This window comes from Aquimarina penaris, assembly GCF_040786285.1.
Classification (GTDB): domain Bacteria; phylum Bacteroidota; class Bacteroidia; order Flavobacteriales; family Flavobacteriaceae; genus Aquimarina.
Window position 1 is genome coordinate 50,007 of record NZ_JBFMKQ010000003.1, and the last position, 10,742, is coordinate 60,748.

Here is a 10,742-nt window from a genome sequence, read left to right on the forward strand (position 1 = left end):
TAGAACGGGATCCATTTTTTTCTAATTAAAACTTACAAATCCTTCGTTAGTGTTTTAACGATCTTATACTCAGATAAAAATTCTTTTGCAATAACTTTTATTGCCGTATAAAAAGGCACAGCAACAATCAATCCGCCTATTCCGAATATGAGCCCAAAAATAACTATAGCAAGAAAAATTTCTAAAGGGTGGGATTTTACACTAGTGCCAAAAATTAAAGGTTGATTTAAGAAATTATCAATCATTTGAATACCCAAATACCCAATAAGAATATAGGTTAATTTTGGCAGCATTACACTCTGAAAATCGAGTCCCAGATTACTTGTTATGGCAAGGATAAGTACAAAGATACCGCCGAATAAAGGACCGATATAGGGGATAAGATTAAAAATTGCCGCTATCAATGCCACTGCAATGGCGTTATGTACTCCAAAAATAAGAAGTAGAATGGTGTACAGAACAAATAGAATAAAAACCTGTAAAAGTAATCCAACAAAATATCTGGATAACAAATCTTTGATTTTCGTAAAAGCTCGCATGAACTTGTTTTCATCTTCTTTTTTGGCAAATACCAATAAGCTATTCTCTAATAAAAGACTGTCTTTTAATAAGAAAAAAGAAATAAATAATACCGAAAACAAGCCAATCAATACAGACCCAAAACCACTTAAAAAAGAATTGATCATATCTGGAATCGCCTTAAGATCAAAAAACTGCATAAGATCTGTTTTCTTGATAAGTTCTACCAGGCTTAACTTTTCGATATTAAAGTAGTCACTAACCTCTTGATTGAGTCGATCCAGATCATCACCAATACTATTTACGTTGATTTCGCCTATTAATTGCCCTTGTTCAACAACGATAGGTACAAATAATGTGAAAATGCTTAAAAACAGACTTATGGTTATAAACAAAGTAAATACTACAGCAAGAGTGTTGTTAAACTTTAGTTTTCTTTTTAGAAAAGATACCAACGGTCTTCCCATTAACGAAATAACAGCGGCAAATGCAATATAGATTAGAACGGATTGTATTTTATATAAAAACCATAATAACCCAAGGGTGCCCACAATAATGGCCACCGCTCTTAGGATACCGTATGCAATTGTTTTCGAATTCATTTTTTTTAGTTTCAAAGAATCAAAGTTACAAAGATTTAGAGTGCTAAAGTTATAAAGCCGTAAAGTGGCTAAGAATCAAAATTATAGAGTTTCAAATAATCCAAGTATTGGAGTATTTAGAACGATCAATAGCTTTAAATTCCACTAACCACTAACCACTGTTTCGTAATCTCATACAATGCTATCCCTGTAGCTGTAGCAACATTCATACTACTATTTTTACCATACATATTAATATGCACATTTTGTTTTGACAATGCTAACACCTTTTCTGATACTCCGAAATTTTCTTCACCAATAATTAATGCTACTTTCTCTGAGGGTTTTAAAAGATATTCAGAAACAGGAATGCTATTCTCTGTAATTTCTAGTGACAAAATAGTATAGCCTTCTGCTTTAAGTTGTTCAATTATATCTATAATTTGTTTTGATTGTTTATACGGAATAAATTCGTGAGTGGACCGGGCTGTACGCTGCATTCTTTTGCTAACCACAGTAACGTTTTCTCCGCAAAAATAAATTTGCTCTACTCCAAAACTATCTGCAATTCTAAATAGGCTACCAATATTTGCAGGAGAGTTTACTCTATCACAAACCAATGTTATTGGGAATCGTTTTTTAGTAAATTGGTTATTATCGTGATGCAGTTGTTGATTCATTAATTTTCGAATGCGTATTTAATTATGTTAGCTCCCATTTTTAGGGCTTTTGTACGAACTTCTTCTGGATCATTGTGTACCTCGGGGTTTTCCCAACCATCGCCTAAATCACTTTCAAAAGTAAAGAGTAGTACCAATCGATCTTCATGTATTATCCCTAATGCTTGCGGCCGTTTACCATCGTGTTCATGAATTTTTGGTAAGCCCTGAGGGAAATCATATTTCGAAGAAAAAATAGGATGAGTATTGGGTAATTCTACCAATTCACTATCCGGAAAGACCTTAATGAGTTCTTTTCGAATATAAGGTTCCATTCCGTAGTTATCATCAATGTGTATAAAACCACCACTTAATAGGTAGTTTCTTAGGTTTTCTGCATCTTCTTCAGTAAAAAATACATTACCATGCCCCGTCATATGAATATAAGGGTATTGAAAAATATCTACACTCTCGGGTTTTACTGTTTTGGGTTTGTTAGAAATTGTGGTGTTTATATTTTGATTGCAAAAAGTAATCAGATTAGGTAAGGCTGTAGGATTACTGTACCAATCTCCACCACCTTTGTACTGCAAAACGGCAATATCCTGGGCATTGATACATGCCGAAATTAAAAAAATGAAGACATACCCCGTAAGTTTATCCATAGCATTCGTCTAAATTAAAGTCTAAAAGTACTAAAATAAAACAGATGCAAAAGAAGCTTTTACTCCTATTAACATGTGTTCTTTCAATATCAATATATGCACAAGAAAATAATACATCTGCAATTGTATTAGAATTATTCACCTCGCAAGGCTGTAGTAGCTGCCCACCTGCAGATAAATTACTTGATGAGGTTAGAGAACAATATAAAAATCAAAATGTATTTGTACTGTCTTATCATGTTGATTATTGGAACAGACTGGGTTGGAAAGACCCTTTTAGCGCTAAGGCATACAGTGAGTATCAAAGAGAGTATGGGGTACAGTTTAGGAGTAGGTCGATATACACCCCTCAATTAGTAGTCAATGGTAGTGAACATTTTACCGGCTCTAATCGGTATAAAACTGATTCGGCTCTGAAGAAATATGCCAAATCAAAAACTCGTAATACCATAACATTGAGTAATATCAAACGGAAAGAAAAACAGGTACATTTAGGTTATGAAGTAGAAGGCGATACATTTGATAGGGTTACATTGGCATTGGTTATTTCTGAACGGATTACTACTATTCCCAGAGGAGAAAACCGCAATCGAACATTAAAAAACACCAATATCGTTGTCAATCGTATCGTAAAACGAGAAAATTCTGGGAGGGTATCCATAAACATACCAGGTTGGGTGTCCAAAAAGGATAAGCTTTCAATAATAGCATATACTCAGGATGATGTTTTAAAGACCACTGGAGCGACTAGAGAGGAAATCTAAAGTATCTTTTTGTATTGGAATAAAGAAGTTGTTTTGAAGGATTTCTTAAAAATATTTGCGTAACCGAATGATTACATTTATATTTGTAACCAATCGGTTACGTTTTATATGAGAAGAGATGTTTTTCAAGCCATAGCAGATCCTGTTAGAAGAGATATAATTACACTTTTAGCAGAACAAAGTCTTACGGTTAATTCTGTTGCCGAAAAATTCGATGTTAGCCGCCCTGCGATTTCAAAGCATTTAAAAATTTTAAAAGAATGCGGAATCATAGAGATTCATAAAGAAGGGAGAGAGCGATTTTGCAAAATTCAACCAAAAAACCTTATCCCAGCTTTCTTATGGATAGAGCAATATAGAAGCCTTTGGGAAGATAAAATAGATTCTTTCGAGAATTATTTAACCAAATTACAAACAAAAAACACAAAAGATGAGTAGTAAAAATGAATTAGCTAAGCGCACATTAACAATAAAAAGAACATTTAATGCGCCCATTGCACTAGTTTGGGAAGCATGGACCCAGCCCGAACATATAGCACTTTGGTGGGGGCCTAAAGGGATGAAAACCAAAGTTGTGGAGCATGACTTTAAAGTTGGTGGAAAATGGAATTACGTAATGTTAATGCCAGATGGAAATGAATTTATTGCCGAGGGCATATTTTCTGAAATTGTTGAGCTTGAAAAAATTATCTCATCAGCAAACTTTAAACCAATGACAGAAGGTGTTGAGATGCAGGTATTACTCGAAAAAAATGGTGATAAAACCAATTTTACTTTTAACGTTATTCACCCAACAGAAGAATATTGTAAACAACAAGAGCAAATGGGGTTCTATAATGGTTGGGGCTCTACTTTTGAAAGACTTGAAGAGTATTTACAAAAAAAGTAAAATTAGTATTTGGGCTATTCAATATTAATAGTTTATACCCCAATCAAAAGGTGGTTTTCTATTTGCTAAGGCATTAAATTTTTATAAGTTTATAAAAACTAAAAAATATGAATTTAAAAGCGCAAATGGCAAAGCACTTTAGAGAAGTTCATTTTGGAGGAAATTGGACGTACTCTAATCTAAAAGATAATTTAGCAGGTATTACTTGGCAACAAGCTACAACGAAAGTATACTCTTTTAATACTATTGCGACGCTAGTGTATCATATAAATTATTATGTAGATGCAGTCATAAAAGTATTACAAGGAGGCCCTCTTGATGCTAAGGATAAGTATAGTTTTGATCACCCACCAATTCAATCTGCAGAAGATTGGGAAAAACTATTAAATAAAACCTGGACTGATGCCGAAAACTTTGCAAGCCTCATAGAACAATTACCAGAAAGTACACTTTGGGAAAACTTTACAGAAGAAAAATATGGAAATTACTATAGAAATATTCATGGTATTATCGAGCATACTCATTACCACCTTGGACAAATTGTATTACTAAAAAAAATACTGTTACAGTCTGATAAAAATTGAAGGCATAAAATATGCAACCACGAATTGAATCACTACAAGAAATAAAATTAATTGGCAATCGATTAAAAATGTCTGTGTCAAAAAATAGAGCCAAAGAGTTGTGGCAAAGTTTTATGCCAAAAAGAGCGGAAATTAAAAACAGGATAGATTCAAAATTTTATTCGATCGAAGTATATGATGATGTAGGATATTTTGAGAGTTTTAACCCTAATCGGGAGTATGAAAAGTGGGCTGCAATTAAGGTAAATGATTTTCATTTTGTTCCAAAAGGAATGGAAAGTATAAAAATTCCAGAAGGGCTTTATGCAGTGTTTATATATATCGGCAAGGCAAGTGAAGCATTTGAAACCTATGAGTATATTTATAGTGAATGGGTTCCGAATTCTGATTATGTTATAGATAACAGACCTCATTTTGCTCTGATGGGAGAAAAATATAAGAACGAAGATCCTAATTCTGAAGAAGAGTTATGGATTCCGATACAGAAAAAAAGCTAATTACTAATTAATCAATCGAAAAGACACATGGCAAAAGTATTTGAGGAGATTACCGAAGAACAGAAAAGTTTTATCGCAAATCAAAAAATGTTCTTTGTAGGTACTGCGGCCAATGAAGGAAGGGTGAATATCTCACCAAAAGGTATGGATACTTTTAGAGTACTAGGCGACAACAAAATTGTTTGGCTCAATTTAACTGGTAGTGGTAATGAAACTGCTGCTCATTTGCTTAAAAACAATCGAATGACCATTATGTTTTGTGCTTTTGAAGGCAAGCCTCTTATTCTAAGACTATACGGATTGGCAAAAATATATCATGACCGAGATGAGAGGTATCGTGAGTATATCGATTTGTTTCCAAAAATAGTGGGCTCTAGGCAAATCATCGAAATGGATATCGATATGGTGCAAACTTCTTGCGGATTTGCTGTGCCTTTTATGGATTTTAAAGAAGAAAGAACACAATTGAAATCTTGGGCAGAAAAAAAAGGAAAAGATCGACTACAAGAATACTGGGAAGAAAAAAATACACATAGCATTGATAATTTTAAAACTGGAATGATAGAAGAATAATTCCTATGGTATCACCTTAAAAACAATCAATTGATTAAGTTGAGGGAAAAAGGAATTAAAGTTATTGTCAGAAATAACTACTATTGTTCTACTTCCATCTTCGAGTTTTGGCCCAAAAGTAATACCTTCTAGATTATCTACAGTAGTATTGGTCAACTGACTACGAATTGTTTCAAAATCAAAAAGTAAAGTTTTAGCGGCTTTGGTATACGTTGCTGTAGATAATGTGTTTAAGGATAATGTATTGGTGGCATTCGTAGCATCAACGTTATAGATTTTTACGTTATTTCCACCATTGATATAACCCGAAGCGAAAGAGCGTTCTAGTGCAAGGAATTTATTATTGTCATACTCCAATATCTCAACTAAACCATTAACTTCAAAAGTAGTACCCAGCGCAGCTTCTCTTGCTACAGGATCAAGTTCATAGGCAAACTGTCGTTCTGCTACTCCTGATGTTTTATTAAGTAATGTAATTCGTACTGGGGATTCTGTATCTGTAGTGGTAGGTTCTGGGCCATCCTCGATAAGAGGCAACTCAAACGAAATCCAATAGCCTTTGTTGTCAAAACTTAATGATAACCCTTCCAATACTCCATTATGTCTGGGTCCTGATAGATCATCAGTAGTATTTGCTTTAAAGTTATCGGGTAGAGTAAAGTTTCTTATTTGAGTATTTTGTGCAGAAATCTCTATCAATGCAGGATCAACACCATTATTTATAGAACCTTCACTGGTATATAAAAAAGTATTCGAATTGGGATCAAATCTAATGGATTCGGGGTCAACAACACTTTGTGCTAGTGGATTACCAGAAGCATCTTTTATTTCAATCATTGAAGTGATCTCTACCTTTTGTATCGCATCTTTTGTGAAGCTTATGTCGGCTTCATAAAACCGTATAGGTGGCGTTGAGGTGTCGCAAATGATAAACCATTTTCCATTTTGATAATCAATTCCCGAGAACCCTCCAATAGGAACACCATCAATCTCTTGGTTCGGAATTATAAATTCATCGATGAGCGTAATACCACTAATAGTATTTTGTGGGCTTACAGGGGGAGTGTCATCTGTATTTGAAATGGTTTCAGAATTATTGTTTGATGAACAACTCCAACATAGCAGAATTATAGGAATGAACCTCTTGATAGCCCCGATCATAATAAACTTGATTATGTGTTAAAGGTATTGATTTCTGAGCAATATCATGTTTTATGATGGTGTTAAAAATGTGGCTGCTATAGGAAAACCTTACTCAGTTATAGGTTTTTAACCCTTGGTTATAAGGTGTATGCCTCTTGATATTAGCACAGGCATTTTATTACTTAGCCCAAGATAAAAATGTGACATCACATACTTACCCCTTCTGTATTTTCAGAAAACTACGAACTACAGGCCACTGATTATTAAAATCTAAGCGGCGCAGAATTACAGAAAATATTTATTAACTAATTTAATATGAATCATTATGAAAACAATTTTTTACTGTATTGCTTGTTTTTTTGTTGTAAATACGGGCTTTTCGCAATTTCAACGTTCTTATGGTACCGAAAAGACAGAAATGGGGAGATCACTTGATCAACTTCAGAAAACTGAAAAAGGGTATTTGCTAGCGGGATATACATCGCAACAATTTATTGGAAGTCAGGATGCAACATTAGTCAAGACAGATCTTAATGGAAATCAGATCTGGTCTCGCGTTTATGGAGGTGAAGATAGAGAATATTTTAACTCTGTACGACAGTCCACTAATTTTAGTACGAACAACAAAGCTGCATATGTTGCGGCTGGTATGACTCGTAGTTTTGGTTTTGGAAGAGGAGATGCATTCTTACTGGGTACAGATATCAACGGAGCTCCTGTTTTTTCTAGAGTGTACGGAGGAGAAAGATATGATGCCGCGCATTGTGTGCAAAATATCAAAGATGAAAATGGAAGACCGGGATATATTATGGTGGGTGAAACCAGAAGTTATTCTCAGGCGTTTCCCAGAACTAATATGTATGTAGTACGCACCGATGATCAAGGAAATCTAACAAGAGCTACGGTGATTGGGGGCGAAGGAGATCAACGAGGTATGTGGATAGAACAAACAAGAGACGGAGGATATATTATTGCGGGTTCTACTACTAATTATAGATGTGCCGGTAGCGATGGATTAACGAATCCTCCAACTGATATTTTCGTAGTTAAGCTAAAACCTGATCTTACTATAGAATGGAACAGAATCCTAGGATACCCAAAAGATTTGGATCCTGCAATTGGCTATAGAAATGTTGCTACTTGTGTTAAACAAAATAGACAAGGTAATTATGTGCTTACGGGATATACTAATAGTTTCGGACTTAATAATTCGTATGACGCTTTTCTGTTAACTATAAGCCGAACAGGTAATTTTTTAGGACTGAAAACTTATGGTACAGAGCGTACCGAAGTTGGGTATGGTTTAGAAGAAACCATAAGCCCAAGTGGAAATCAATTATATACCATAGTGGGTCTACAATACATTTCATCTAGAAAAACAATACTATTTCAGACTGATGCAGGAGGTAATTTATTATGGGCACGTAATTACGGAAGAAATGGACAAGAAGGTGGCTTGGAGTTGGTGACTGATGATTTTGACAAAGGATTTGCATTTACTGGATATACCACATCAATTGGAGCCGGTGGAGCGGATATTTACTTGGTAGAAACAACCGAGACTGGTAAAACAGGAACGCCTTGTGAGAAAGAAATAGACTTAAAAGAAGTGAAACATGAACCTTGTGTTACTCGTAGTGCACAACAGATTTTTGTAGATGATTTCAGAAAAATACAACCTAAAGCAATTAGAATAGAATATAAGGAAGATCGATGTGGGAGTGTAATAGGAGGTAGAGCAGATGAGATTAAGGCATTAGAAAAATCTAATGGAGCAGAACTATTTCCTAATCCTGTAAATAATTTACTCACGATTAGAGCGCGAGGTGAATCAAAAGTAACAGCTGTTAAGATTTTTGATGTGCATGGTAAGGAGGTTATTCAGAATATACATGTAAGTCATACTGGAGAAATAGTAATGTCTACAGAAGCTTTATCTAAGGGGATATACATTGTTAAGTTACATACCGAAGATGGTAAAAATCACATTATGAGATTTTTAAAAAAATAAAACGACCCCTATCTTATAAACAAACTGTAACACTTCCTGTCCAACATAGGAGGTGTTATAGTTTTTTAATAAAAAGTAAAGTATTATTTTAAAGCTATCTATAGTTTATTCATTTACGAATGTAACACTATGTGCAGCAACCATAGCAGCGGTTTCTGTTCTTAATCGGGTTTCTCCTAATGTAACTGGTATATACCCATGACTTAAGGCTAAATCAATTTCTTTTGTAGAAAAGTCACCTTCGGGTCCTATAAGAATTGTTGTATTAGATTTTGGTTTTAGTGTAGTTTTTAAGGATTGTTTTTTAGTTTCTTCGCAATGCGCAATAAGTAATTGATCATTGTTTTTTTGTGATATAAATTCAGAAAAAGAAATAGCGGGATTAAGCTTTGGTAAATAACATTGCAAAGATTGTTTCATTGCGCTTAGCAAAATACGTTCAAAACGTTCTGGTTTAATTATTTTTCGTTCACTGTGATCGCAAATAATAGGGGTGATTTCGTCAATGCCTATTTCTGTGGCTTTTTCGAGAAACCACTCATATCTGTCATTCATTTTGGTAGGGGCAACGGCTAAATGAAGTCGGTATGTTCTTTTTTCTTGCTTTTCATAAGAGTCTATTGTAGCAATACATTGCGATGGATTAGAAAATGTGATCGTAGCCGTAAACAAAAAACCTTTTCCGTTGGTTATATGTAATATATCACCTTCTTTTTTACGCAATACTTTAGCAATATGTTTACTTTCTTCTCTAGAGAATTTAATCTCAGTACTGGATTCAATTAATGTATTGTTATAAAATAATTGCATTAGAACTTCATTCGGGCTTTAGCAACAACATTCATATCGGTAAAATCTTTGTTCAAATATTTAAGATGTCCTACAATAGCAATCATAGCAGCATTATCGGTTGTATATTCAAATTTTGGTACAAAAGTTTTCCAACCATACTTTTGTTTCCCATCTTTTAATGCTTTTCGTATTCCAGAATTTGCAGATACACCACCACCAATTGCAATACGTTTAATGCCAGTTTGTTTAGATGCCTTCTTCAGCTTATCGATAAGGATATTTGTAATTGTGTATTGTAAAGAAGCGCAAATGTCATTAAGGTTTTCTTCTATGAAATTAGGGTTTTCCTTTACCTTTTTTTGAATAAAATAAAGCACAGCAGTTTTAAGTCCGCTAAAACTAAAGTTAAGTTCTCCAACTTTTGGTTTAGGAAAAGGAAACGCCTTTGGATTTCCTAATTGTGCATATTTATCTATTAATGGCCCACCTGGATATGGCAATCCAAGTATTTTAGCACTTTTGTCAAATGCTTCTCCTACCGCATCATCTATAGTTTCACCAATAATTTCCATATCAAAATGATCGGTAACTTTTACAATCTGCGTATGCCCACCACTAATAGTCATGGCTAAAAACGGAAATTCTGGTTTATCAAATTCATCTTCTTCAATAAAATGAGCCAGAATATGTGCCTGCATGTGATTTACATCGATTAAAGGAATATCCAATGCCAATGCTAATGATTTAGCAAATGATGTTCCTACCAGTAATGATCCCATTAATCCAGGTCCGCTGGTAAATGCAATTGCAGTAATATCCTTTTTTTCAATATTTGCTTGTTTAATCGCTTGATCTATAACTAGAACGATGTTTTGCTGATGCGCTCTTGAGGCTAATTCTGGTACGACACCACCGTATTGTTCGTGTATTTTTTGTGATGCCACAACATTTGATAAAACTTCTCCGTTGCATAGTATAGCCGCAGAAGTATCATCGCAAGAGGATTCAATGCCAAGAATGTATATTTTTTGTGGGTTCATTATGAGGAAAAGGGCATAGAAATTG

At 34.3% G+C, this 10,742-nt stretch carries 13 protein-coding genes; 7 read left to right on the plus strand and 6 right to left on the minus strand.

Features of this window, described 5'->3' with window-relative positions:
- Positions 1 to 32: 32 nt before the first annotated feature.
- The 3 genes from ABW637_RS14045 to ABW637_RS14055 all read right to left on the minus strand — a co-directional run bounded on the left by ABW637_RS14045 (position 33) and on the right by ABW637_RS14055 (position 2,424).
- Positions 33 to 1,121 (minus strand): AI-2E family transporter, encoded by a 1,089-nt coding sequence (locus ABW637_RS14045; RefSeq protein WP_367585345.1) that lies wholly within the window; start codon positions 1,119 to 1,121, stop codon positions 33 to 35.
- 134 nt (positions 1,122 to 1,255) lie between these two features.
- Positions 1,256 to 1,780 (minus strand): TrmH family RNA methyltransferase, encoded by a 525-nt coding sequence (locus tag ABW637_RS14050; protein WP_367585346.1) that lies wholly within the window; start codon positions 1,778 to 1,780, stop codon positions 1,256 to 1,258.
- On the minus strand, positions 1,780 to 2,424 hold the full coding sequence (locus ABW637_RS14055; RefSeq protein ID WP_367585347.1) for a DUF4159 domain-containing protein: 645 nt from the start codon (positions 2,422 to 2,424) through the stop codon (positions 1,780 to 1,782). Before ABW637_RS14055 ends, ABW637_RS14050 begins: the two co-directional genes overlap by 1 nt.
- Before the next feature lie 44 nt (positions 2,425 to 2,468).
- Between ABW637_RS14055 and ABW637_RS14060 the strand changes: the two genes are divergently transcribed.
- The 6 genes from ABW637_RS14060 (at position 2,469) to ABW637_RS14085 (ending at position 5,731) form a co-directional block, all read left to right on the plus strand.
- Complete coding sequence (locus ABW637_RS14060) at positions 2,469 to 3,188, plus strand: DUF1223 domain-containing protein (protein ID WP_367585348.1); 720 nt, start codon at positions 2,469 to 2,471, stop codon at positions 3,186 to 3,188.
- Between the two features lie 108 nt (positions 3,189 to 3,296).
- Positions 3,297 to 3,626 carry an ArsR/SmtB family transcription factor gene (locus ABW637_RS14065; RefSeq protein ID WP_367585349.1) on the plus strand — a complete coding sequence of 110 codons (330 nt, stop codon included), beginning with the start codon at positions 3,297 to 3,299 and terminating at the stop codon, positions 3,624 to 3,626.
- The gene (locus tag ABW637_RS14070; protein ID WP_367585350.1) at positions 3,619 to 4,077 is read left to right on the plus strand and encodes an SRPBCC domain-containing protein; all 459 of its coding nucleotides are present in this window, start codon (positions 3,619 to 3,621) and stop codon (positions 4,075 to 4,077) included. Before ABW637_RS14065 ends, ABW637_RS14070 begins: the two co-directional genes overlap by 8 nt.
- Positions 4,078 to 4,184: 107 nt before the next feature.
- Entirely contained in the window at positions 4,185 to 4,661 is a 477-nt protein-coding gene (locus tag ABW637_RS14075; RefSeq protein ID WP_367585351.1) for a DinB family protein, read from the plus strand.
- Between the two features lie 11 nt (positions 4,662 to 4,672).
- Positions 4,673 to 5,158: a GyrI-like domain-containing protein gene (locus tag ABW637_RS14080; protein WP_367585352.1), complete on the plus strand. Its 486-nt coding sequence runs from the start codon at positions 4,673 to 4,675 to the stop codon at positions 5,156 to 5,158.
- Positions 5,159 to 5,185: 27 nt separating this feature from the next.
- Positions 5,186 to 5,731 (plus strand): pyridoxamine 5'-phosphate oxidase family protein, encoded by a 546-nt coding sequence (locus tag ABW637_RS14085; RefSeq protein ID WP_367585353.1) that lies wholly within the window; start codon positions 5,186 to 5,188, stop codon positions 5,729 to 5,731.
- Between the two features lie 3 nt (positions 5,732 to 5,734).
- Here ABW637_RS14085 and ABW637_RS14090 read toward each other — a convergent pair whose 3' ends face one another.
- Positions 5,735 to 6,892 carry an esterase-like activity of phytase family protein gene (locus ABW637_RS14090; RefSeq protein ID WP_367585354.1) on the minus strand — a complete coding sequence of 386 codons (1,158 nt, stop codon included), beginning with the start codon at positions 6,890 to 6,892 and terminating at the stop codon, positions 5,735 to 5,737.
- Positions 6,893 to 7,199: 307 nt separating this feature from the next.
- On the opposite strand from ABW637_RS14090, the gene ABW637_RS14095 reads away from it, so the two are divergent.
- Positions 7,200 to 8,885 carry a T9SS type A sorting domain-containing protein gene (locus ABW637_RS14095; protein WP_367585355.1) on the plus strand — a complete coding sequence of 562 codons (1,686 nt, stop codon included), beginning with the start codon at positions 7,200 to 7,202 and terminating at the stop codon, positions 8,883 to 8,885.
- A 105-nt stretch (positions 8,886 to 8,990) separates the two neighbouring features.
- Here ABW637_RS14095 and ABW637_RS14100 read toward each other — a convergent pair whose 3' ends face one another.
- Entirely contained in the window at positions 8,991 to 9,695 is a 705-nt protein-coding gene (locus tag ABW637_RS14100; RefSeq protein ID WP_367585356.1) for a 16S rRNA (uracil(1498)-N(3))-methyltransferase, read from the minus strand.
- Positions 9,695 to 10,717, minus strand: coding sequence for a tRNA (adenosine(37)-N6)-threonylcarbamoyltransferase complex transferase subunit TsaD (gene tsaD / locus ABW637_RS14105; RefSeq protein ID WP_367585357.1), 1,023 nt, complete (start codon positions 10,715 to 10,717; stop codon positions 9,695 to 9,697). The genes ABW637_RS14100 and tsaD overlap by 1 nt, the downstream gene beginning before the upstream one ends.
- Positions 10,718 to 10,742 lie beyond the last annotated feature (25 nt).